We start from the raw sequence: 22,287 nt of genomic DNA on the forward strand, positions 1-22,287 counted from the left end.
GCGGTGCGTTCGGTGAGTTCCTCGGCGGAAGCCTCGGCCCCGGTGCGCAGCCGCTCGGCGGCGGCCTCGGCCTCGGCCCGGAGCCGCTCGGCGGCGGCCTCGCTCTCGGCCCGGAGCCGCTCGGCGGCGTCCTCGGCCTGCTCGCGCGCCGCGGTGGCGGCGGCCAGCTGCTCGGCGGTCTCCTCGCGTTCCCGGAGCAGCCCGGCGGAGGCTTCCTCGCGCTCGCGGCGGCTCTCCTCGCGCAGTGCCTCGGCGGCGGCGTGGGCCTCGGCCCGGGTGCGGGCCGTCTCGGCGTCGGTCTCGGTGCGCAGCCGCTCGGCGGCGCCGACGGCGGCGTCCCGGACGGCGTTCGCCTCGGCCTGGGCGTCGGCCCGCAGGGCCTGCGCGGCGGCGTTCGCCCCGGCTCGCAGCTGCTGGTCGAACTCGGTGGCCTCGCGGCGCAGTTCGGCGGTCTCCCGCTCGGCGGCGGAGCGGTTCTCGGCGGCCGCGGCCTTGGCGGCGGTGAGCGCGTCCTGGCCCTGCTGCTCGGCCGTCGCGGTGATCTTGGCGGCCTCGGCGCGGGCCCGCTCCAGGGTCTGCTCGGCCCGCCCCTGGGTCTCGGCGGCCTGCTCCTTGCTCTGCTCGCGCAGCCGCTCGATCTCGGCGGCCGCGCCGGAGCGCAGCTCGTCCGCGTCGGACTTGGCCTTGGTGAGCAGTTCCTCGGCGGTCTTCGCCGATTCCTCGATCTGCGCCACGGCCTGCCGACGGGCCTCGCCGCGCACCCGCTCCGCCTCGGTGGCGGCCTGGGCGCGCAGCTCCTCCGCCTCGGCGCGCAGCCGGGCGGCCTCGTCCTGCATCTCCTGGATCCGCTCGCGGATCGCGGCGGCGTCGTCCAGGGCGGCGTTCTGGGCGGCCTCGACCGCGGCCCGGGCCTGCTCGCGCAGCAGCTCGGCCTCGGCGGCAGCCTCGGCCCGGACCCGCTCGGCCTCGGTGGTCGCCCCGGTACGGGTGGCCTCGGCGTCCTGGCCGGCCCGGTCGAGCATCTGCTCGGCGCTCTTGGCGGCCTTGGCCAGATGGGCGGCGGCCTCGGTGGCACCGGCCGCCCGGCCGGCCTCCTCGGCCTCGCCGCGCAGTCGCTCGGCGGCGCTCTCGGCCTGGGCCCGCAGTTCGGCGACGTCCCGGTCGGCCTGCGCCCGCATCTCGGCGATCGCGGCCTCGGCCTCGGCACGCAGCTGGCCGGCCACCGACTCGGCGGTGGCGCGCAGCCGCTCGCTCTCCTCGGAGGCGGCGGCCTTGGCGGCGTCCGCCTCGGCCTGCCGGGTGGCGGCCTGGGCGCGGATCGCGTCGGCCTCCTTGGTGGCCTGGGCGACCATCCGGGCGACCTCGGCGCGGGCGGTCTGCGAGCGCTGCTCGCTGGCGGCCTCGCCGTCGGCGACCCGCCGCTCGGCGGCGGCCTCCGCGGCGGCCTGCAACTGCTCGGCGGCGGCCTCGGTCCTGGCGCGCAGCTCGGCGGCCTCCTGCCGGGCCCGCTCGGCCTCGGCGACGGCCTCGGCGCGCAGTCGTGCTATTTCCGCCTGGGCGTGGGACAACTGCTGCTCGGCGCGGGCCTGCTCGGCGGCCGCGGCCTCGGTGAGCCGGCCGATCTCGGCGCGGGCGGCGGTCAGCTCCTGCTCGGCGGCGGCGTGCGCGGCGGCGAGCTGCAGCTGGGCCTCGCCGCGGGCGGCGTCGACATCGGCGGCGGCCTGGGCGCCGGCCTGCTGGGCCTGCTCGGAGGCGGCCCGCAGCAGCCGTTCGGCGTCGTTCTGGGCCCGGTGGAGGGCGGCCTCGGCGGCGGCCTGGGCCTCGCCGCGGGCGGCGTCCACGTCGGCGGCGGTCTGCGCGCGGGCGTGGTCGGAGAGGGCGGCGGCCTCGGCGCGGGCGGCGGCCATCAGCCGGTCGGCCTCGCCGCGGGCCTCCTGGAGCAGGCGCTGGGCCTCCTGCTCGGTGCCGGCCCGGGCCTGCTCGGCCCAGCTGACGTTCTCGTTGACGTGCTGCTCGGCGCTGCGCCGCAGCTCGGCGAGCTCGTCCTCCAGCTGGCGTCGGCGGGCGGCCAGCTCGGCCTCCAGCCGGGCGGTGCGCTCGGCGGTCTCGGCCATGATCCGCTGGGTCGCGGCCTGGGACTCGCGCAGCTGGCGCTCGGCGTCGGCGCGCAGCTGCTGGGCCTGCATCTCGGCCGTGCGGAGCATCTGCTCGGCCTGGCCGGAAACGGCGTCGAAGGCGCGCGGCTGGGCGAGCATCCGGCGGGACTCGTGCAGCTTGGCCCGGAGCACCTCCACCTGGTAGGCGAGGTCTTCGGCATGCTCGACTGACTTGTCCCGCTCCTTCCGAGTCCGATCCATCTCGGCCTCGAACTGGGAGAGGTGATCGTCAACCTCGTAGCGGTCGTAGCCCCGCACTCCGCGGTCCCATCCATCTCCTGGTCGCGTCCTCGACCCGGCCGGTCCGCTCCCGTGGTCCGGGCGCCGTTCCGACTGGTCCTTGCATCGCGGACGTCCGGACGCCCCCGTCGTACCGGGAACCTCCGCCGCGTCGTCGGAGTCCGGGGCGTGGGAGCGCGGTCGATCCGCGTTCCCCCGTCCGGGTGGACTCCTGGGCGAACTCTTGCCTTGTGGAGAATGGTGACAGATCCGTCTTGCGACTGTTCAGCCGTGCCCGCGTAGTGGACTCCCCTGCGACGGGCCTCCCACCTGGGCGGGCGGGCCTGTCTTCGGCCGTGCCCGTCGTCTCCGTCCCCCGGAGCCTTCGCGCACCTGGGCATTGTAGTGGGAGCGTGCGGCGGGGGAATGGCCGCGTGGGGGTTTTCCGGCCCGGCGGCGAGGTTACCGGCCGGTCATGGGGGTGGCGGGGCCCGGAGACCCGGGTGCCGCACCGCGGCGGCACCCGGGGAGGCGTCAGTGGTCCTCGTGCGCGCCCGGCCCGGCGGCGGTGACCAGCTCGGTCAGCACCCCGCCGCAGTCCTTGGGGTGCAGGAAGGTGATCCGTGAGCCCATCGAGCCGGTCCGCGGCTCGTCGTAGAGCACCCGGACGCCCTTGGCGCGGATCTCCTCGGAGTCGGCGTCGACGTCCGCGGTGCCGAAGGCGATGTGGTGGACGCCCTCGCCGTTCTTGGCCAGCCACTTGCCGACCGGGGAGTCCTCCCGGATCGGCTCCAGCAGCTGGAGGTAGGAGGCGCCGCCGTCCCCGGTGTCGTTGATCCTGAGCATGGCCTCGCGGACCCCCTGCTCCTCGTTGACCTCGCTGTGGAACACCTCGAAGCCGTAGGTGGCACGGTAGAACTCGACCGTCTTGTCGAGGTCGCGGCAGGCGATGCCGATGTGGTCGATGCGGGTGAGCACGGATGGCCTCCGGTGAGGGGCGGGCGCGACAGGTCGGCAACAGTGCAGCGCATGGCGCTCCCCGGCGCCACCGATCGGGGTGCGAGTCTGCTCACACGGACCCGGCAGGGTTCACCCGGGCCGGGTCGGCACGGTGTTGACCGGACGGTGTCAGTGCGCTCGATCACACCATGGGTCCGGTGACGGGTGGGTAAGGGGTCAGTACATTGAGCGGCATCCTCCACCCGGCCACGACGTGCAAAGGGGCTCGTCCCATGACCAACACCACCTCTGTGATCGTTGCCGGGGCACGAACCCCGATGGGGCGGCTGCTCGGCTCCCTGAAGGGCTTCTCCGGCGCGGAGCTCGGCGCCTTCGCGATCAGGGCCGCGCTGGAGCGGGCCGGTGTCACCGGCGACCAGGTCGAGTACGTGATCATGGGCCAGGTCCTCCAGGCCGGCGCCGGCCAGATCCCGGCCCGCCAGGCCGCCGTCAAGGCCGGCATCCCGCTGAACGTCCCGGCACTCACCATCAACAAGGTCTGCCTCTCCGGCCTGGACGCGATCGCGCTCGCGGACCAGCTGATCCGGGCCGGCGAGTTCGACATCGTGGTGGCCGGCGGGCAGGAGTCGATGACCAACGCCCCGCACCTGCTGCCGAAGTCCCGCGAGGGCTACAAGTACGGCGCGATCGAGCTGCTCGACGCGATGGCCCACGACGGCCTGACCGACGCCTACGAGAACATCCCGATGGGCGAGTCCACCGAGAAGCACAACACCCGGCTCGGCATCCCGCGCGAGGTCCAGGACGAGATCGCCGCCGCCTCGCACCAGCGCGCCGCCAAGGCGCAGGCCGACGGTGTCTTCGACGCCGAGATCGTCCCGGTGGAGATCCCGCAGCGCAAGGGCGAGCCGGTCGTCTTCGCCCAGGACGAGGGCATCCGCGCCGACACCACGGTCGAGGGCCTGGCCCGGCTGCGCCCGGCGTTCACCAAGGACGGCACCATCACCGCCGGCACCTCCTCGCAGATCTCGGACGGCGCCGCCGCCGTGGTCGTGATGAGCCGCGCCAAGGCCGAGGAGCTGGGCCTGAGCTGGATCGCCGAGATCGGCGCGCACGGCAATGTCGCGGGCCCGGACAACTCGCTGCAGTCGCAGCCGTCCAACGCGATCCGGCACGCGGTGGCCAAGGAGGGCATCGCGGTCGAGGACCTCGACCTGATCGAGATCAACGAGGCGTTCGCCGCCGTCGCCCACCAGTCGACCAAGGACCTCGGCGTCTCCCCGGAGATCGTCAACGTCAACGGCGGCGCGATCGCGCTGGGTCACCCGATCGGGATGTCCGGCGCCCGGGTCGTGCTGCACCTCGCGCTGGAGCTCCAGCGCCGCGGCGGCGGCATCGGCGCGGCCGCCCTCTGCGGCGGCGGCGGCCAGGGTGACGCGCTGATCGTGCGGGTCCCCAAGGTCTGACCCCGCACCGGCCACCGACCGAACCACACCGGGGCTGCGGATCGCCACAAGCGATCCGCAGCCCTTCGGCGCAAGGAGACCCACCCATGATCGATGTGCCGACCCTGGTCGAGCAGGCCCGGCAGGGCCGTCCGCGGGCCGTCGCCCGGCTGATCTCGCTGGTCGAGAACGCCGCGCCGGAGCTGCGCGAGGTGATGGCCGCGCTGGCGCCGCACACCGGGCACGCCTACACGGTCGGGCTGACCGGCTCGCCGGGCGTGGGCAAGTCCACCTCCACCTCGGCGCTGGTCTCCGCCTACCGGCGGCTGGGCAGGCGGGTCGGCGTGCTGGCCGTCGACCCGTCCTCGCCGTTCTCCGGCGGCGCGCTGCTCGGCGACCGGGTCCGGATGCAGGACCACGCCACCGACCCCGAGGTGTTCATCCGCTCGATGGCCACCCGGGGCCACCTGGGCGGCCTGTCCTGGGCCGCCCCGCAGGCGCTGCGGGTGCTGGACGCGGCCGGCTGCGACGTGATCCTGGTCGAGACCGTCGGCGTCGGGCAGTCCGAGGTGGAGATCGCCGCGCAGGCCGACACCGCGGTGGTGCTGCTCGCCCCGGGCATGGGCGACGGCATCCAGGCCGCCAAGGCCGGGATCCTGGAGATCGGCGACCTGTTCGTGGTCAACAAGGCCGACCGCGACGGCGCCGACGCCACCGCCAGGGAGCTGAACCACATGCTGGGCCTCGGCGAGGCCCGCGAGCCGGGGGCCTGGCGCCCGCCGATCCTGAAGACCGTGGCGGCCCGGGGCGAGGGCGTGGACGAGCTGGTCGAGGCGCTGGAGAAGCACCGCGCCTGGCTGGCCGAGCACGGCGAGCTGGAGGTGCGCCGCCGCCGCCGGGCCGCGCAGGAGATCGAGGCGATCGCGCTGTCCGCGCTGCGGGCCAGGATCGGCGACCTGCACGGCGACCGGCAGCTGGCCGCCCTGGCCGAACAGGTGGTGGCCGGGGAACTGGACCCGTACGGCGCGGCCGACCGCCTGGTGGCGGGCCTCACCACGAGCTGACGACCGTTCCCGCGCCGACGGCCGGCACCCCGCCGAGGGGGTGCCGGCCGTCGGCGCGCGGTCGCGCGGAGCGGCTCAGCCGCGTCCGCGCAGCCCGCGCAGGTGTTCGGCGACCGGGGCGAGCGCCTCGTACATCGCGTCGAGCTGCTCGGGGGAGAGGCGGTCGATGAAGTGGGCCCGGACGCTGCGCACGTGGCAGGGCGCGACCCGCTGCATGGTCGCCCAGCCCTGCTCGGTGAGGTGGGCGTAGAGGCCGCGGCGGTCGCCGGGGCACTCCTGGCGCAGGACCAGGCCGGCGTTCTCCATGCGGGTGATCTGGTGCGAGAGCCGGCTCTTCGACTGGAGGGTCGCGGTGGCCAGGTCGGTCATCCGCAGCCGCCGCTCGGGCGCCTCGGAGAGGACGACCAGGATCTCGTAGTCGTTGATCGCCAGGTTGTGCGGCTGGAGCTCGCGGCTCAGCTGGTACTCCAGCAGCTTGGCGACCTCCAGGTGGGCGCGCCACAACCGCTGCTCCCGGACGGTCAGCCAGGGGGTCTCCTCCTCGGGCCCTTCGGGCTGCGGGGCCGAGACGTCTGCCGGGTCGACGGTGTGCGTGTCCATGGTTCTACGATACCGCACTTAGTTCAATGTTGTACGACTTTGTCGGCGCCCACGCGGCGTCCGCCCGCCGCCCACGCGTCGGCCGTCGGGATCCGGCCACGGCGCCGCACGGGAGGCGCGGCGCCGTACCGGAAGGACCGGCGGGGCGGGTCAGAGCCCGAAGCGCCGCCCGAGGTCGCCCAGGTTACCGAGGCCGGGCACGTTCACGTTCGGCAGCTGGCCGCCGTGGCCGGCGCCGTGCTGGCCCGGCACCCCGCCCATCGGCACCCCGGCCTCGGCGTGCACCTGGCCGACGGCGCGCTCGGCCATCAGCACCTCGCTGGACTGGAGCAGCACCTGACCGGCGCCGATGAACTCGAACTGGTGCTCCTCGCCGGAGGCCCCGCCCAGCCCGGTGAGCCGGCGCAGGCCGCCGATCACACCGTGCATGTAGTCGTGGTCGTAGTGGTGGCACGGCGCGGGGCAGTCCGCCCAGCCGACCAGCGCCTGCGGGTCCACCCGGATCGGCGGCTCGACGAAGTGCACCGGCCCGTTCGAGGCCGCGACGAACTTGCCGCTGCCGATCAGGGTCAGGAAGCCCGGGATGATCGACTGCTTGAGCCGCAGGGTGGGCTCGTAGGCCAGCAGGTTCCCCGAGCGGACCGTGAGGTTCCCCTCCTCCAGGTCGTAGGAGTTGAGGTCGAAGGCCCGGTCGGCCAGCAGCAGCTTGCCGCGGCCCTCGGCGACCACCCAGTCCGCCGCGTGCATCGGCGAGTTGAAGTGCTGTCCGAGCATCCGGTCGATCGCGCCGGCGCCGACGCCCTTGAAGGAGATGTCGCCGTAGTAGGCGACCATCTTGCCCTTCTGCAGGAAGTACGAGCCGTTGAGGTCCACCGAGAAGGCGTACGGGTTGACGTTGTCGTTGGACGGCAGGCTGTGCACGTCGTGGACGACCGGCCCGGTGCCGTCCTGCGCCTTGGGCAGCGGGGCCTGGGCGCCGCCGTACTGCTCCTGGGCGTACTGCTGCGGCGGCTGCGCCGGGTAGCCCTGCGGCGGGGGCGGCGGGTAGCCGCCCTGCTGCGGGTAGCCCTGCGGGGGGTACGGCTGCGGGGGGTACGGCTGCTGGCCCTGCTGGGGGTAGCCGGGCTGGGGGTACCCGGGCGGCGGGGCGGCGGGGTAGCCGGGCTGGGTCGGCTGGCCGTACGGGTCCTGGGGCTGCCCGTACGGGGGCTGCTGCGGCGGGTAGGACATCAGAGCTTCTCCTCGCTCGCCTGCACGTACACCGTGCCGTGCCCGGACAGCTCCAGCTGGAACGCCTCGCCGGAGCCGCGGCCGATCATGTCGCGCCACCCCAGGGCGGTCGACAGCTTGTTCTGGACCTGGCCGCGGTGCGCGACGTACGCCTGCGGGTCGACGTGCACCGGCTGGTTCGGGGTGATCGGCAGCTCGAAGACGCCGCCGTGCGCCATCACCGCGACGGCGCCGTGGCCGTCCAGCTTGGTGGTGAACAGGCCCTGACCGGTCACCTGGCCGCGGACCATGCCCATCACGCCGCCCTGCGAGCCCATGAACATGGTGGACTGCTGGAGCGAGCCCTCGAACGCGAGCAGCCGGTCGGCCTCGACGTACAGGGTGTCGCCGGTCAGGTCGATCACCTGCACGTGGTGGCCACCGTGGCCGAACATCACGCTGCCCTGGCCCTCGACGGTCATCAGCGGGGTGTCCTCGTTGGCCACCCGGCGGCCGATCATCGACATCACGCCGCCCTGCCCGCCGGTGATGTTCGGCGTGAACCGCACCTCGCCGGTGTACGCGAGCATCGCGCCGCGCTGGCTGAACAGCCGCTGCCCCGGCACGACCCGGGCCTCGATCATCTTGCTGTTGAGCTTCGTGAACGCCATCAGACGTCGCCCCCGACGGTCAGCTTCTCGGAGGGCTGCACGTAGACCAGGCCCTCGCCGGTGAACTCCACCTGGACGGCCTCGCCGCCGCCCTCGCCGATGAAGGTGCTCCAGCCGGCGCCGGACTTGATGGAGCGGTTGAGGTTGCCGGTGTGCGCCACGTACGCGCCGGGGTCGACCCGCAGCGGCATGCCCTGGGACACCCGGAGGATGATGGCCGGCCCCTTGGAGGTGACCGCGGCCCAGCCGTGCCCCTCGACCTTGGTGGTGAACAGGCCGTTGCCGGAGGAGACGCCGTTCAGGCCGGTGAAGCTGGTCCCGGTCTTGAGCGTGCCCTCGGTGCAGAGCAGATTGTCGGACTCGACGTAGAGCGTCTCGCCGTTCAGCCGCACCAGGTTGATCTCGGTGGCCTGGTCGGCGAAGTAGCAGGTGCCCTGTCCTTTCACCTCCATGACCGTCATCTGCTCGCCGGTGAGCCGGCGCGTCACCATGCCGCGGATGCCGTCGCCGCCACCGCTGAGCTTCTTGAAGTTCATCTGGCCCGTGTAGGCGACCATTGAACCGTTCTTGGCCTTCACGAGGTCGCCGGTCATGTCGACGGCGAGCGTCTTGGACCCCTGGAGTCGAAACTGTGCCACGGCCGCAATGTAGCGGTCGACGGGCCGGGCGGGGGAGGGGGAGGCCGGGTTCTGGTACGCGTCCGGTACAAAGCGGTGGTCCGGCCTCCGGTCCGCGCACCCCCGGGGGAGGGGTCGGACATGTGCTCGGTGATAATGGGACGGATGCTTGTGAGCCGGTTCACAAGCGATCTCCGAGCCCCCGTATCGAGGTACCCATCGTGAACAGCAGCGCCGTCCACCGCCTGCGCCTGGTCTCCGGCCCCGAAGGGGTCTCGTTCCTGCTCCTGCTGCTCTGCTCGGTGCTCAAGCGCACCACCAGCTTCAACGGCGTGCCGGTGATGGGCATGGTCCACGGGATCCTGTTCGTCCTCTACGTGGTCTTCTGGATCATGGCCTGGCAGTCGCAGAAGTGGGACGTCAAGCGCGGCGCCGTGCTGTTCGTGCTGTCGGTACTGCCCGGCGGCGGCTTCGTGGCCGAGCGGATGCTCGCCAAGGAGGAGCGCGCCGGGGCCGCGGCCGCGGTGCCGGCCGCGGCCTGACCGACCGGCCCGCGCGAACCCTCCCCGTGCCCGACGCCGACAGGCTGCCGGGGCCGCCTCTCCCAGTGGGCCCCGGCAGCCTGCGGCTTTTCCGGGAGTGGTCCGGTGTCGGCTAGTTGACGTTCACCGCGCTCCAGGCCGCGGCCACCGTGTTGTACTCCACGCTGCCCGCGCCGTAGAGGTCCTTGGCGGCGTTCAGGGTGCCGGTGCGGGCGGCCTTGTAGTTGGTGCTGGAGGTGAAGTAGGTCGTCAGCGCGCGGTACCAGATCGCGGCGGCCTTGTCGCGGCCGATGCCGGTGATCGTGGAGCCGTTGGACGTCGGGCTGTTGTAGCTGACGCCGTTGATCACCTTCGCGCCGCTGCCCTCGGCCAGCAGGTAGAAGAAGTGGTTGGCGACGCCGGAGGAGTAGTGGACGTCGACGTTGCCGACCCCGGAGTACCAGGAGTCCTTGGACGCGCCGTCCTTGGAGGGCTTGTCCATGTAGCGCAGCGGGGTGCCGTTGCCGTTGATGTTGAGCTTCTCGCCGATGAGGTAGTCCGGCACGTCCGAGGGCAGGTTGGCGTACCACTCGACCATGGTGCCGAAGATGTCCGAGGTGGCCTCGTTGAGGCCGCCGGACTCACCGGAGTAGGTGAGGTTGGCGGTGGCCGAGGTGACGCCGTGGCTCATCTCGTGGCCGGCCACGTCGACGGCGGTCAGCGGGTTGGTGTTGTTGGCGCCGTCGCCGTAGGTCATGCAGAAGCAGGAGTCCTGCCAGAAGGCGTTGACGTAGGCGTTGCCGTAGTGCACCCGGTTGCTGGCACCGACGCCGTTGTTCTTGATACCGCTGCGGTTGAACTTGGCCTTGTAGTAGTCCCAGGTCGCCCCGGTGCCGAACTGCGCGTCGACCGCGGCGGACTGGGTGTCCGAGGCGCTGCCGTTGCCCCAGTTGTTGTCCGCGTCGGTGTACAGCGCGTTGCCGCTCTTGGCGTTGCCGGTCCACTGGTTGCCGCGGGAGGCGTCCTTGAGCTGGTAGGTGGAGCCGCTCTGGGTGGTGGTCAGGGTGACCGTCCCGACGTGCACGCCCTTGCCGGTGCCGGTGGCGGTCTGCACCTCCTCGTGGGTGGAGAGGAGCTGGCCGGTGGCGGCGTCGGTGATCAGCCGCTGGCTGCTCGGGGTGCCGTCGGCGCGCTCGCCGTGGACCACGGTCTGGTAGGCCAGTCGCGGGCTGCCGTCGCCGGCCCAGACCACCAGGGTCGGGCTGCTCGCGCCGTCCACGCGGCTGACGGGGGACGCGTCCTCGTCGGCCGGGGCGATGCCGACGGTGGCCCGGACCGAGTCGACGGCCTGGGTGGACGCGGTGCCGGCGGAGAGCTTCGGGGTGAGGCTCGGCAGCGAGAGCCGGCCGTCGAAGGCGCGGTCCACCGAGGTGATGGTGCCGTTCGCCTTCTGGTGGACGATCAGGTCGCCGCCCAGGACCGGCAGTCCGGCGTAGGTCCGGTCGTAGCGCAGGTGGCGGGTGCCGTTGGCGTCGACGATCGCGTCCTTGACGACCAACTGCTCCTGGCCGCCGAGGGCGAGCGCCTTCGCCACCGGCGCGGCCTGCTGGCCGGCCAGGGCGACGATCGCCTCCCGCTGCTGGACGGGGGCGGCTTGGGCGGGGGCGGCGGCGACCTGGATGGCGCCGGCCAGCAGTGCGGAGGCGGAGAGTACGGCGCCGGCTGTCAGCTTTCGCTTCACGTGCGGGGTTCCTTCCACGAAACCGCGGGTGCGCGGTCACGCCGCGTACCGGGGCGCCGGGGTTGGCGCCGTGGGGCGGTAGGGCGTTGACGTGCTGCTCCGTGCGGCCTGACGGTCCGTCGGTGGGTGGGGCGACGGACGTCCGGACGGGGCTTGGGCAGAAGCATGACAATTCAGTCCGTCGAACAACAGGTGGCCACCGGGTATTGGCCAGGTCTCGCCACGGTGCGAACGGATGGTGACCGTGCGACGGTTGTGCCGGTTGTCCGCTTTCGTCCGCTGGCGGGATCCCGCCAGCGGCGACCCTTGTCGCCCTCCGCGGGCCTTGCTACGCGGGCGGGAGAAAGACGGACGCCCGGGGCCTCCCCTGTCGGCGGGGGCCCCGGGCGTCCGTCGGACCGGGCGTCAGTTGACGTTGACGCCGCTCCACGCGGCCGCGACCGCGTTGTACTCGGCGCTGCCGGCGCCGTAGAGGTCCTTGGCGGCGCTCAGGGTGCCGGTGCGGGCCGCCTTGTAGTTGGTGGTCGAGGTGAAGTAGACCGTCAGCGCGCGGTACCAGATCGCCGCGGCCTTGTCGCGGCCGATGCCGGTGACCGTCGAGCCGTTGGACGTCGGGCTGTTGTAGCCGACGCCGTTGATCACCTTGGCGCCGCTGCCCTCGGCCAGCAGGTAGAAGAAGTGGTTGGCGACGCCGGACGAGTAGTGCACGTCCAGGTTGCCGACGCCCGAGGACCAGGAGTCGGCCGAGCCGCCGTCCTTGGAGGGCTTGTCCATGTAGCGCAGCGGCGTGCCGTCGCCGTTGATGTCGATCTCCTCGCCGATGAGGTAGTCCGGCTTGTCGGCGGCGAGGTTGGCGGACCACTCGACCATGGTGCCGAAGATGTCCGAGGTGGCCTCGTTGAGGCCGCCGGACTCGCCCGAGTAGTTCAGGCCGGCGGTGGCCGAGGTGACGCCGTGGGTCATCTCGTGGCCCGCGACGTCCAGCGCGGTCAGCGGGTTGGTGTTGCCGCTGCCGTCGCCGTAGGTCATGCAGAAGCAGGAGTCGTCCCAGAACGCGTTGACGTAGTTGCGCCCGTAGTGGACCCGGCTGGTGGCGCCGACGCCGTTGTTCTTGATGCCGCTGCGGCCGAAGGTGTTCTTGTAGTAGTCCCAGGTGGCCGCCGCGCCGAACTGCGCGTCCACCGCGGCCGACTGGCGGTTGGCGGCGGTGCCGTCGCCCCACGCGTTGTCGGCGTCGGTGAAGAGGGTGCCCGAGCCGGTGGTCTTCCCCTTCAGGTCGCTGGTGGACTGTCCGCCGCGGGAGGCGTCCTTCAGCTGGTAGGTGGAGCCGCTCTTGGCGGTGGTCAGCGGGACGCTGCCGACGAAGACGCCCTTGCCGGTGCCGGTGGCGGTCTGCACCTGCTCGTGGGTGGAGAGCACCTGGCCGGTGGCGGCGTCGGTGACCAGCAGCTGGCTGCTGGGGGTGCCGTCGGCGCGCACGCCCCGGACGGTGGTCCGGTACGCCAGTCGCGGGTTGCCGTCGGTGGCCCAGACGACCAGTTCGGCGGCACCGGCCTGGTGCACCTCGGCGAGCGGGGACTCGTCCTTGTCGGCGGCGATGCCGACGCTGGACGCGACCGCGCCGGTTGCCTGGGCGGAAGCCTTGTCGGCCGGGATCGCCGGGGTCAGGCTCGGCACCGCGATCGGCACGGCGACGGCCTTGTCCACGGCCTCGACCGCGCCGCCGGCGGCCTGGTGCACGACCAGGTCGCCGCCCAGCACCGGCAGTCCGGCGTAGGTGCGCTCGAAGCGGAGGTGGCGGGTGCCGTCGGCGTCCACCACGGCGTCCTTGGCGACCAGGGTCTCCTGGCCGCCGAGGCCGAGCGCCTTGGTCAGCGGACCGGACTCGCCGTTCGCCAGGGCGATCAGGCCGGCCCGGTGCTCGGCGGCCTGGGCCTGGACCGAGGGGGTGGGAGTGGCCTGGGCGGCGGTGCTCACCTGGATGACGCCGGTGAGGAGAGCGGTGGCGGAGAGTACGGCGCCGGCTGCGAGCGATCGCTTCACGTACAGGTCCTTCCGGAAAACCGCGTGCGCGGTCGCGCCGCGCTCCGGGGTGCCGGGGTTGGCACCTGAGGGGCGGAACGGGCGCTGACGTGCTGCTCCGTGCGGTTCACGGCGGTCACCGGTGAGTGGGGCGGTGGCCACCGAACGGGGCTGGCCGAAAGCATGACAATCCAACAAGTGAAATGACAGGTCTCGTTCATGGATTGGCCAGGTCTCGCCAATGTGACGGAAGGTGAACAGAGTGAGGAATGGGGCGAACCGCGCGTCGCGGCGACGGGTTGCTGTCCGAACCGACGCCCGGTAGCGGCGCGGACGCCGTCCGCGGGCCCCCGGAGTCCGGCCGCCCCGGGCCGGGAGGCGGTTGGTACCCGTTCACACCCCCGCAACGTGCTGGTACGGACCTGGCGGACCCGCTGGCGTGATCCCGCCACGTGTCGCGCTTGTCCATCCCTCAGGACGACTGGTAGCGGCGGCCCCTCCCGCCGGTACGGTTGGCGGGTGGCCAAGCCCCTCGCACTCGACTTCGACCCGATCGCCCGTGCCGACGAGCTGTGGACCCGCCGCTGGGGGACCGTCCCCGCGATGGCGGCGATCACCTCGATCATGCGGGCCCACCAGATCCTGCTCTCCCGTGTGGACGCGGTGCTCAAGCCGTACGGGCTGACCTTCGCCCGCTACGAGGCGCTGGTCCTGCTCACCTTCAGCCGCACCGGGGAGCTCTCGCTCTCCAAGATCGGCGAGCGCCTGATGGTCCACCCGACCAGCGTCACCAACACCGTCGACCGCCTGGAGCGGGCCGGACTGGTCGCCCGCCGCCCCAATCCCCTGGACGGCCGGGGCGTGCTCGCCACGATCACCGACCGGGGGCGCGAGGTGGTCGAGGGGGCGACCGGGGAGCTCATGGCGATGGACTTCGGCCTGGAGGAGTTCGACGGCGAGCAGTGCCGGGAGGTGTTCGACCTGCTCCGCCCGCTGCGGGTGGCGGCCGGCGACTTCGCCGAGCTGCCGGGCGAGGGGCCTGCGCCGGGCGGGGCGTGAGGACGGCTACCCTCGTGGGAGCGGTGCGCGGATCCGGACGTACCCCCCGATGCTGACTCGCGAGGCGATGTAGAGATGAAGGCGACCCCCCTGCTGGGCTGGTACCGCGCCCTGGCCGTTGCGACCGGTGTGGCGCTGCTGGTCTTCTGCGGTTTCATGGTCGCGAAGTACGGCTTCCACGCGGCCGAGGACGTGACCACCTACGTCGCGATGCTGCACGGGTACCTCTACATCGGGTACTTCGTGGTGACCTTCCTGCTCGGCCAGAAGCTCAAGTGGCCGCTGGGCCGGATGGTCTTCTTCCTCGCCGCCGGCTGCATCCCGTTCGCCTCCTTCGTGGCCGAGCGCAAGGTGGTCGCCGAGGCGGCCGCCGCGCCGTCCGCCGGTGACGCCGCCCGCCAGCCGGCCGGCGTCTGAGCGCGTCGCCGCCGACCGCCGCGCCGAGGCCGTCGAGGCCGCGAAAGGGCGCCCTTCCCCGTCCGGGGGAGGGCGCCCTTTCGCATGCTCCCGGTGCCCTGGCCGGGTGTCCGTCGACAAATAGTAGGACGTCCGAGTAAATTGGTAGGACGTCCTAATAGCTGTGCCGCCCGCTGGTGTGGCGGCCGTACGGAGCGGAGTTCGGGGTCATGGACGCCGAGGAGATCGAGCGCGGACGGCAGCGCTGGCAGCAGCGGTACGACAGCTCCCGCAAGCGGGACGCGGACTTCACCACCCTGTCCGGGGACGAGGTCGAGCCGGTCTACGGCCCGGCCCCCGGGCAGGCCGTCGAGGGCTTCGAGCGGATCGGCTGGCCCGGGGAGTACCCGTACACCCGCGGCCTGCACGCGACCGGCTACCGGGGCCGGACGTGGACCATCCGCCAGTTCGCCGGCTTCGGCAACGCCGAGCAGACCAACGAGCGCTACCGGATGATCCTGGAGGCGGGCGGCGGCGGCCTCTCGGTGGCCTTCGACATGCCCACCCTGATGGGTTACGACTCGGACGACGCGCGCTCGCTCGGCGAGGTCGGACACTGCGGCGTGGCGATCGACTCGGCCGCCGACATGGAGGTGCTGTTCCGCGGCATCCCGCTCGGCGAGGTCACCACCTCGATGACGATCAGCGGCCCGGCCGTGCCGATCTTCTGCATGTACCTCGTCGCCGCCGAGCGGCAGGGCGTCGACCCGGCCGTGCTCAACGGCACCCTGCAGACCGACATCTTCAAGGAGTACATCGCCCAGAAGGAGTGGCTCTTCGCCCCCGAGCCGCACCTGCGGCTGATCGGCGACCTGATGGCCCACTGCGCCGAGGGCATCCCGGCCTACAAGCCGCTGTCGGTCTCGGGCTACCACATCCGCGAGGCCGGGGCGACGGCCGCGCAGGAGCTCGCGTACACCCTGGCCGACGGCTTCGCCTACGTCGAGCTGGGCCTCTCCCGGGGCCTGGACGTGGACGTCTTCGCGCCCGGCCTGTCGTTCTTCTTCGACGCGCACCTCGACTTCTTCGAGGAGATCGCCAAGTTCCGCGCCGCCCGGCGGATCTGGGCCCGGTGGATGCGCGAGCGGTTCGGCGCGAAGACCGACAAGGCCCAGTGGCTGCGGTTCCACACCCAGACCGCCGGTGTCTCGCTCACCGCGCAGCAGCCGTACAACAACGTGGTCCGCACCGCGGTCGAGGCGCTCTCGGCGGTGCTCGGCGGCACCAACTCGCTGCACACCAACGCCCTGGACGAGACCCTGGCGCTGCCCTCCGAGCAGGCCGCCGAGATCGCCCTGCGCACCCAGCAGGTGCTGATGGAGGAGACCGGCATCACCAATGTGGCCGACCCGCTGGGCGGTTCCTGGTACGTCGAGGCGATGACCGACCGGATCGAGCAGCAGGCCGAGGAGATCTTCCGGAAGATCCTGGACAAGGGCCGGGAGGACCACCCGATCGGTCCGATCACCTCCGGCATCCTGCGCGGGATCGAGGACGGCTGGTTCACCGGCGAGATCGCCGAGGCGGCCTTCCAGTACCAGCAGTCCGTGGAGAAGGGCGAGAAGCGGGTCGTCGGCGTCAACTGCCACCCGCGCAGCGTCACCCCCGAACTGGAGATCCTGCGGGTCAGCCACGAGGTCGAGCGGGAGCAGGTCCGGGTGCTCGGCGCCCGCCGGGCGGCCCGGGACGAGGCCGCCGTCCGGGCCGGGCTGGACGCGATGCTGGACGCCGCGAGGTCCGGCGCCTCGATGATCCCGCCGATGCTGGACGCGGTGCGCGCCGAGGCGACCCTCGGCGAGATCTGCAACGTCCTGCGCGAGGAGTGGGGCATCTACCGGGAGACCGCCCGGTTCTAGGCCCTGTCGTGGAAGGGCCGTCCGGCACCCCGGGTGCCGGACGGCCCTTCGCCGTGCCTCCGGTCGCCCCCCTCAGCCGCCGAGCAGGCTCGGGAACGGGCCGAGCAGCAGACCGGTGAACCGGCGGGTCCACTCCGGGGTGATCGGCTCGCCGCTGACCAGCACCCGGTGCTCGACCGTGCCGGCGATGGTGTCGAAGATGATGTCGATCTCCTCGCGGGCGGTGGTCTCGTCGCCGTCCGGGGCCAGTTCGCCCCGGGTCTGGGCGGCCGCCCGGCCCTGCCGGACCAGCCGCTTCTGGGGGTCGACGATCGCCTCCCGGATCCGCCGCCGCAGCTGGCGGTCACGGGTGCCCTCGGCGAACAGGGCGAGCAGCGCGGCCTGGCTCTCCGGGCGGGCCAGCAGATCGGCGAACTGGGTCACCACCGCCTCGATGTCGGCCCGCAGGCTGCCGAGGTCGGGCATCACCAGTTCGTCGAAGAGGCTCGCGACGGCGTCGACCACGAGTTCGTTCTTGGACGGCCAGCGCCGGTACAGGGTGGTCTTGGCGACCCCGGCCCTGGTCGCGACATGGCCCATGGTCAGCCCGCCCCAGCCGAGTTCGGCCAGGGTCTCGCGGGTGGCGTCCAGGATCGCGCGGTCCGCGGCGGCGCTGCGGGGCCGCCCCTTGGCCCGGGCGGCGCCCCCCTCGGGGGTCTCCGGGGAGCGGGTGGGGGGCGCGAGCCCGGGGCCCCGGGGGGTGTCCTGGGGGGCCTCGGCCGGGCGGACCTCGTGCGGCGGGGTCGCGGATGGCTGGGGGGCCGGCACCGGGCCTCCTTGCGATTTACCGGTAAGTAACTTGGGTGGGACCGGTAACGGTAGCGACTCCTCCAGGTCCAGGTCAGTGGGGGCGCCCGGGAAAGTGGCCCAGCTCACGTCGGGGGACTGCCGATAGGGGTTGCGGCGGGTGCCCTCGGTCCAGTTACGCTACGACTCGTAGCGAAAGCGACGACCAGGCGCCGCGTCCCCGTGGGACGGGACCGGCGCGGGCGCGGATGGGGATCCGCGCCGAACGGTTCAGGCTACTCGGAGGTGGGTCCGCCACCTCGGGAATCGGGACCGCGCAGCCCGCGCGGGGCGTTTTCCGGGAGGTTGGTGCCCACCGGCGACGCGGGCGGGGGAGGATAGTGCCATGCAGCCACGGAATTCTCGTCTCAACAGTGCCGCCCTGCGTGGCGCGGTCGACCTCGCCGCAGTGAAGGCAGCCGGCGAGGCTGCCCAGAAGGCCGAGCAGGCCAGGGCCGAGCGGGCCCGCCAGTCGGCCGCCGCGGAGGAGGCCGGGGTCGCCCCGGTCGGGGTCGGCTACGAGCTCGTCATCGACGTCACCGAGGACACCTTCGAGACCGAGGTCGTCCAGCGGTCCACCGAGGTGCCGGTGGTCGTCGACTTCTGGGCCGAGTGGTGCGGGCCCTGCAAGCAGCTCAGCCCGATCCTGGAGCGCCTGGCCGAGGAGTACGCCGGCCGGATCGTGCTCGCCAAGATCGACGTGGACGCCAACCAGCTGATCGCCCAGCAGTTCGGCATCCAGGGCATTCCGGCCGTCATGGCCGTGGTGGCCGGCCAGTTGGTGCCGCTGTTCCAGGGTGCCGAGAACGAGGCGAACGTCCGCAAGGTGCTGGACCAGCTGATCCTGGTCGCCGAGCAGCGCTTCGGCATCGTCGGCGGTGCCGGCGCCCCGGCCGAGGGCGGCGAGGTCGCCGCCCCGCAGCGGCCGGAGGACCCGGCGCTCTCCGCCGCCCACGACGCGCTGGACCGGGGCGACCTGGCCGGAGCCGTCCAGGCGTACGAGAACGTGCTGGTCGAGCAGCCGGGCAACACCGAGGCCCGGCTCGGCCTGGCCCAGGCGCAGCTGCTGCACCGGGTCGAGGGGCTGGACCCGCAGGCGGTCCGGGCGGCCGCGGCCGCCGACCCGAAGGACGTCGTGGCGCAGCTGGCGGCGGCCGACCTGGACCTGGTCGGCGGGCACGTCGAGGACGCCTTCGGCCGGCTGGTGGTGACGGTCGGCCGGACCTTCGGCCAGGACCGGGACGCGGTCCGGCTGCGGCTGCTGGAGCTGTTCGAGGTGATCGGCACCGAGGACCCGCGGGTCACCGCGGCCCGCCAGGCGCTGGCCCGGGTGCTGTTCTGACCCCGGGTGCGAACGGGCTGCCCACGCCCGGCCGGTGACACGGCGGATGACCTGCGGTGCCGCCTGGTGATTTGGCGACAATCCGGTCATCGCCGCTGAGGTTTACCAAATCTTGACAACACCCGTGGACGGTCACGACATGTGACCGTCCACGGGTGTTTCGCTGATGTTTCCGAGGGATTTCGCCCTCACGAATCCTCCATTTCGTCACTCTGCGTGGTTTTCCGGCCGATTCCATGATCGTTTCGGCTCGTATGGGATTACCCGTCAGTAATGCGACCTCTTGTGCTCAGCCCGGGATTCGAGCAGCATCGGCACGCCCGGTCCCCACGATTCGACCTCCGCCGGCAGCCGGTCGGCGGGCCCGACGTAGGGGATCCCCACCGGGCTGCCGACGGCCCCGCCGCCGGCGAGAAGGCAGGGGGGTATCCGCTCCCACGGCGGTTCCTGTCCTTCGTAAGGCCGCGCTGCCCGCGCGGTCACTGGTTGTCGCTCGGGGGGATCGCCCGTGTTGCCACGGCGCTCTCCGCTACCGAGGACGTAGCTCTCTCCCATCCCAGGCCCCCATCGGTGCGGGACGCGCCACCGGGGAGCCGGAGATGTACGTCCAGAAGGAGGACACGCATGTCCCAGACCCACGGCAAGACCCGCTGGAAGCGCTTCGCCCTGGTCATGGTCCCCAGCATCGCGGCCACCGCGATGGTCGGTGTCTCCATCGCCAACAGCGCGCTCGCGGCGTCGTTCAGCGTCTCCGGCCAGCAGTTCAAGGTGAAGACCACGTACCTGAAGGGCTCGAACTTCGCCCAGTTCGGCGCGGTCGACATCGAGGCCAACGGCGCGCCGCACCCGGTCGCCGTCTCGGCCTTCGACGACGCGGAGATCCACAACCTCTGCCAGTCGGTGGTGACCGACCTGTCGAAGCTCGGCCTCGGCAAGATCACCCTCCAGCTGAACGCCGGCAACGACGAGAAGAAGCCGGTCACCGCGCACAACCTGCTGATCGACCTCGAGCAGCTGGACGCCGACGCGACCTTCACCGACATCAACATCGGCCAGGACGCCTCCACCCTCACCGGGACGGCGACCCAGGGCTGGCACGGCCACCCGAAGCTCGGCGACGCCGGCAAGAACCTCCCGACCGGCGCGCTGGGCTTCTCCCAGGCCGCCAAGGAGGCCGTGCTGACCGACGTCAAGCAGACCGCGCGCGCCACCTCGGCCGGCACCTTCGTGCTCAACGGCCTGAGCCTCAAGCTCAAGAGCGGCGACGGCGCGGGCAACGAGTGCTTCTGAGCCCCAGCTGACGGCGCGCCCACCGGCGCGCCCGAGTGACGGGTTCCCACGCGGGCCGGGGGCGGCGAACACCGCCCCCGGCCCGACATCACAGTTCTTCCCTCGTAGAGGCATCGAGGAGCCGCACCATGTCCAGCGCAACGGCCGAGGCTCGGCCCGAACATCGGAACCCGGTCGGGGCGATCTGGCGGGGCTTCCGTGAATTCCGCCGCTCCAGGCCCTTCTGGGGCGGCCTGCTGGCCATGATCGCCGGCGTTCCGATCCTGTACTTCCCTTACGCCCACCTCTCGTTGGGCGGCGTGACCATCGCCATGTCGACCACGGCGGGCGCCGGTTCGCTGATCATCGGCGTGCTGCTGATCATCCTCGGGCTCACCGCCTGGTTCCAGCCGGCCGTCCGGATCTTCGCGGGCGTCGCGACCACGCTGCTGACGCTGGTGTCGATACCCGTCTCCAACCTCGCCGGATTCGGCATGGCGCTGTTTCCGGGGATCATCGGCGGCGGACTGATGATGGCGTGGGCCAAGCTGCCGGAGCCGACGGTCGCCGAGGCGGCCGAGAGCGCGACGGCCGAGTCCGTCGCCACCGCGCCGACCGCTGCCGGACCCGCCGTCGAGGCGCCCGCCGCCGGGGGGAGCGTTCCGGCGCAGCAGGCCGCAGAGCCCAAGGAGGTCCGGTGAGCGACCCGCGCGAGGAGCGCCCCGAGCCGGCGGAGCACCGTTCGCCCCGGCACGCGGCGCCCCGCACGCCCGTACGGCTCCGGCTGAGGGGCCGGGCCCTGGCGATGGCGGCGGTGCCGACCGCGCTGCTGATGGCCGCCACCTACACGCCGAACCCGGCGATCGCGGAGACCGCGGCCAGCAAGCCGTGCGCCACCGCCCCGGACGCGCCGCCGAAGGTGGCCGAGACACCGGTGCCCAAGAGCGAGCTGCCGCCGCCGATCCCGGGCCCGTCCGTCCCGCTCCCCGAGGCGCCGGCGACCACGGCCGCGCCCGAGCCGACGGCCGTACCCGGGGCCGGGCCCACGACGGCTCCCGCCCCGACGCCGCCCGCGGAGACGGCCCCGACCGCTCCGTCCGCTCCGACCACGCCGGCCGGCACGGCCGCGCCCGAGCCGTCCGCCACCAAGGCCCGCGCGGCGGGTACCGGCGGCGGGGTGGTCCAGGCCGGACTCATCGGCGACATCGTCGGCGGCGTCGCCGATCTGCTCCACCCGGGCGGCTCGCCGAGCCCGACGGCCACCGCGAGCCCGTCCGCCGGGTCCCGCGCCGTCGCCCCGGCCGCCCCCGTGCCCGTCGCCCCGGGCACCGCGTCGTCGGCCCGGACCGCCTCGCCGTCCACGGCCCCGGCCGCCGACCCGACCGGTGGCCCGGCCGGCACCGCCGCGCCGACCGCCCCGGCGTCCCCGGGTGCCACCGGCCCGGGTACCCCCGCGCCGACCGGCCCGAAGCCCACCACCGCGCCCCCGACCGGCACTCCTGCCGCCGGGAGCGCGGCGCCCTCCGCGTCCGTCGGCACCAAGGCGCCCGGCAAGGCGTCCGCGAAGCCCGCCGCCGGGGCCGCCTCCGCGACGCCGACCGCCTCGGGAACCCCGTCGAAGGACCCGAACTGCCTGGTCGACACCAAGGCGCTGAGCCCGGCGGGCAAGCCGCCGGACAACCCGATCCTCGTGCCGGACCAGAACTGGACCCTCCAGACCAGCCGGCTCACCCTGAACCACGCGGTGCTGCTTGGTGTGGTCAACGTCCAGACGCCGACCGGGACCAAGCGGGTGCTGAAGTTCGAGGTCGAGACGGTCGACATCGAGAACCTGCACATGACCACGCTGCAGGGGAACGGCAAGACCTTCCACGTGAAGGGCGCGCCGGGCTCGGTCTCGACGATGCGCAAGGGCCCGGTCACCATGTACGTCGAGCGGCTCTCCGGCCACCTGGCCAAGGTGCTCGGCCTGCCGATCCCGATCGACCTGGGCGAGCTCACCCTCACTCCGGACGGGCCGCTGCCGCAGTGGCTCTACGACCTGATCGGCCAGCTCCAGCTGCCGCTGTGGATCGAGCTGACCGGGGTGACCGCGATCCAGTCGGGCCAGTTCGGCGGGACGCTGAAGATCCCCGGCATGCAGCTCTACAACGACGACCAGCCGTACCCCGGGAACGCCTGACCCGGACCCGCGTACGCCCGTGGGGCGGCCCCTCCCGATCGGAGGGACCGCCCCACGGGCGTGTTCCGCGCCG

The 22,287-nt window shown here is 72.9% G+C and carries 18 protein-coding genes and 1 pseudogene; 10 read left to right on the plus strand and 9 right to left on the minus strand.

Going from position 1 to position 22,287, the window contains the following annotated elements:
- Positions 1-2,357: pseudogene (locus tag ACIQ9P_RS14335) on the minus strand (hypothetical protein); the annotation flags it as partial.
- 552 nt (positions 2,358-2,909) lie between these two features.
- A complete protein-coding gene (gene mce, locus ACIQ9P_RS14340) occupies positions 2,910-3,353 on the minus strand; it encodes a methylmalonyl-CoA epimerase (RefSeq protein WP_402354782.1) in 444 nt (147 codons plus the stop codon).
- Between the two features lie 254 nt (positions 3,354-3,607).
- Between mce and ACIQ9P_RS14345 the strand changes: the two genes are divergently transcribed.
- The gene (locus ACIQ9P_RS14345; RefSeq protein ID WP_402354784.1) at positions 3,608-4,801 is read left to right on the plus strand and encodes an acetyl-CoA C-acetyltransferase; all 1,194 of its coding nucleotides are present in this window, start codon (positions 3,608-3,610) and stop codon (positions 4,799-4,801) included.
- 86 nt (positions 4,802-4,887) lie between these two features.
- Positions 4,888-5,844 (plus strand): methylmalonyl Co-A mutase-associated GTPase MeaB, encoded by a 957-nt coding sequence (gene meaB, locus ACIQ9P_RS14350; RefSeq protein ID WP_402354786.1) that lies wholly within the window; start codon positions 4,888-4,890, stop codon positions 5,842-5,844.
- A 75-nt stretch (positions 5,845-5,919) separates the two neighbouring features.
- On the opposite strand, the gene ACIQ9P_RS14355 is transcribed toward meaB, so the two are convergent.
- The 4 genes from ACIQ9P_RS14355 to ACIQ9P_RS14370 all read right to left on the minus strand — a co-directional run bounded on the left by ACIQ9P_RS14355 (position 5,920) and on the right by ACIQ9P_RS14370 (position 8,962).
- Positions 5,920-6,444: a MarR family winged helix-turn-helix transcriptional regulator gene (locus tag ACIQ9P_RS14355; RefSeq protein ID WP_402354788.1), complete on the minus strand. Its 525-nt coding sequence runs from the start codon at positions 6,442-6,444 to the stop codon at positions 5,920-5,922.
- Positions 6,445-6,594: 150 nt separating this feature from the next.
- Positions 6,595-7,407, minus strand: a complete 813-nt coding sequence (locus ACIQ9P_RS14360) for an AIM24 family protein (protein WP_402354971.1) — start codon at positions 7,405-7,407, stop codon at positions 6,595-6,597.
- A 266-nt stretch (positions 7,408-7,673) separates the two neighbouring features.
- A complete protein-coding gene (locus tag ACIQ9P_RS14365; RefSeq protein ID WP_402354791.1) occupies positions 7,674-8,324 on the minus strand; it encodes an AIM24 family protein in 651 nt (216 codons plus the stop codon).
- Positions 8,324-8,962 (minus strand): AIM24 family protein, encoded by a 639-nt coding sequence (locus tag ACIQ9P_RS14370; RefSeq protein WP_078879803.1) that lies wholly within the window; start codon positions 8,960-8,962, stop codon positions 8,324-8,326. Before ACIQ9P_RS14370 ends, ACIQ9P_RS14365 begins: the two co-directional genes overlap by 1 nt.
- A gap of 197 nt (positions 8,963-9,159) precedes the next feature.
- Here ACIQ9P_RS14370 and ACIQ9P_RS14375 point away from each other — a divergent pair, with 197 nt between their 5' ends.
- Positions 9,160-9,483, plus strand: a complete 324-nt coding sequence (locus tag ACIQ9P_RS14375) for a DUF3817 domain-containing protein (protein WP_402354973.1) — start codon at positions 9,160-9,162, stop codon at positions 9,481-9,483.
- A 112-nt stretch (positions 9,484-9,595) separates the two neighbouring features.
- On the opposite strand, the gene ACIQ9P_RS14380 is transcribed toward ACIQ9P_RS14375, so the two are convergent.
- The gene (locus ACIQ9P_RS14380; RefSeq protein WP_402354793.1) at positions 9,596-11,203 is read right to left on the minus strand and encodes a M4 family metallopeptidase; all 1,608 of its coding nucleotides are present in this window, start codon (positions 11,201-11,203) and stop codon (positions 9,596-9,598) included.
- Positions 11,204-11,608: 405 nt separating this feature from the next.
- Complete coding sequence (locus ACIQ9P_RS14385) at positions 11,609-13,246, minus strand: M4 family metallopeptidase (protein WP_402354795.1); 1,638 nt, start codon at positions 13,244-13,246, stop codon at positions 11,609-11,611.
- Between the two features lie 498 nt (positions 13,247-13,744).
- On the opposite strand from ACIQ9P_RS14385, the gene ACIQ9P_RS14390 reads away from it, so the two are divergent.
- The 3 genes from ACIQ9P_RS14390 (at position 13,745) to ACIQ9P_RS14400 (ending at position 16,596) form a co-directional block, all read left to right on the plus strand.
- Positions 13,745-14,284 carry a MarR family winged helix-turn-helix transcriptional regulator gene (locus ACIQ9P_RS14390; RefSeq protein WP_402354797.1) on the plus strand — a complete coding sequence of 180 codons (540 nt, stop codon included), beginning with the start codon at positions 13,745-13,747 and terminating at the stop codon, positions 14,282-14,284.
- Between the two features lie 75 nt (positions 14,285-14,359).
- Complete coding sequence (locus ACIQ9P_RS14395) at positions 14,360-14,701, plus strand: DUF3817 domain-containing protein (RefSeq protein ID WP_402354799.1); 342 nt, start codon at positions 14,360-14,362, stop codon at positions 14,699-14,701.
- Between the two features lie 209 nt (positions 14,702-14,910).
- On the plus strand, positions 14,911-16,596 hold the full coding sequence (locus tag ACIQ9P_RS14400; protein ID WP_402354801.1) for a methylmalonyl-CoA mutase: 1,686 nt from the start codon (positions 14,911-14,913) through the stop codon (positions 16,594-16,596).
- A gap of 72 nt (positions 16,597-16,668) precedes the next feature.
- On the opposite strand, the gene ACIQ9P_RS14405 is transcribed toward ACIQ9P_RS14400, so the two are convergent.
- Positions 16,669-17,229 carry a TetR/AcrR family transcriptional regulator gene (locus ACIQ9P_RS14405; RefSeq protein WP_402354975.1) on the minus strand — a complete coding sequence of 187 codons (561 nt, stop codon included), beginning with the start codon at positions 17,227-17,229 and terminating at the stop codon, positions 16,669-16,671.
- Positions 17,230-17,767: 538 nt separating this feature from the next.
- On the opposite strand from ACIQ9P_RS14405, the gene trxA reads away from it, so the two are divergent.
- The 4 genes from trxA (at position 17,768) to ACIQ9P_RS14425 (ending at position 22,214) form a co-directional block, all read left to right on the plus strand.
- A complete protein-coding gene (gene trxA, locus ACIQ9P_RS14410; RefSeq protein ID WP_402354803.1) occupies positions 17,768-18,763 on the plus strand; it encodes a thioredoxin in 996 nt (331 codons plus the stop codon).
- Positions 18,764-19,387: 624 nt separating this feature from the next.
- On the plus strand, positions 19,388-20,053 hold the full coding sequence (locus ACIQ9P_RS14415; protein WP_402354805.1) for a DUF6230 family protein: 666 nt from the start codon (positions 19,388-19,390) through the stop codon (positions 20,051-20,053).
- Positions 20,054-20,181: 128 nt separating this feature from the next.
- Complete coding sequence (locus ACIQ9P_RS14420) at positions 20,182-20,733, plus strand: DUF6114 domain-containing protein (RefSeq protein WP_402354807.1); 552 nt, start codon at positions 20,182-20,184, stop codon at positions 20,731-20,733.
- The gene (locus ACIQ9P_RS14425; protein ID WP_402354809.1) at positions 20,730-22,214 is read left to right on the plus strand and encodes a hypothetical protein; all 1,485 of its coding nucleotides are present in this window, start codon (positions 20,730-20,732) and stop codon (positions 22,212-22,214) included. The genes ACIQ9P_RS14420 and ACIQ9P_RS14425 overlap by 4 nt, the downstream gene beginning before the upstream one ends.
- Positions 22,215-22,287: the final 73 nt, after the last annotated feature.

The sequence above is a fragment of the Kitasatospora sp. NPDC094019 genome (assembly GCF_044764505.1).
In the GTDB taxonomy this organism is placed as follows: domain Bacteria; phylum Actinomycetota; class Actinomycetes; order Streptomycetales; family Streptomycetaceae; genus Kitasatospora.

Excerpts from the sequence above, each read along its gene's own strand:
- ACIQ9P_RS14400 (WP_402354801.1), top strand. The coding sequence starts at position 14,911 with ATGGACGCCGAGGAGATCGAGCGCGGACGGCAGCGCTGGCAGCAGCGG.
- ACIQ9P_RS14355 (WP_402354788.1), bottom strand. The coding sequence starts at position 6,444 with ATGGACACGCACACCGTCGACCCGGCAGACGTCTCGGCCCCGCAGCCC.
- ACIQ9P_RS14345 (WP_402354784.1), top strand. The coding sequence starts at position 3,608 with ATGACCAACACCACCTCTGTGATCGTTGCCGGGGCACGAACCCCGATG.
- ACIQ9P_RS14365 (WP_402354791.1), bottom strand. The coding sequence starts at position 8,324 with ATGGCGTTCACGAAGCTCAACAGCAAGATGATCGAGGCCCGGGTCGTG.
- ACIQ9P_RS14415 (WP_402354805.1), top strand. The coding sequence starts at position 19,388 with ATGTCCCAGACCCACGGCAAGACCCGCTGGAAGCGCTTCGCCCTGGTC.
- ACIQ9P_RS14420 (WP_402354807.1), top strand. The coding sequence starts at position 20,182 with ATGTCCAGCGCAACGGCCGAGGCTCGGCCCGAACATCGGAACCCGGTC.
- trxA (WP_402354803.1), top strand. The coding sequence starts at position 17,768 with ATGCAGCCACGGAATTCTCGTCTCAACAGTGCCGCCCTGCGTGGCGCG.
- meaB (WP_402354786.1), top strand. The coding sequence starts at position 4,888 with ATGATCGATGTGCCGACCCTGGTCGAGCAGGCCCGGCAGGGCCGTCCG.
- ACIQ9P_RS14395 (WP_402354799.1), top strand. The coding sequence starts at position 14,360 with ATGAAGGCGACCCCCCTGCTGGGCTGGTACCGCGCCCTGGCCGTTGCG.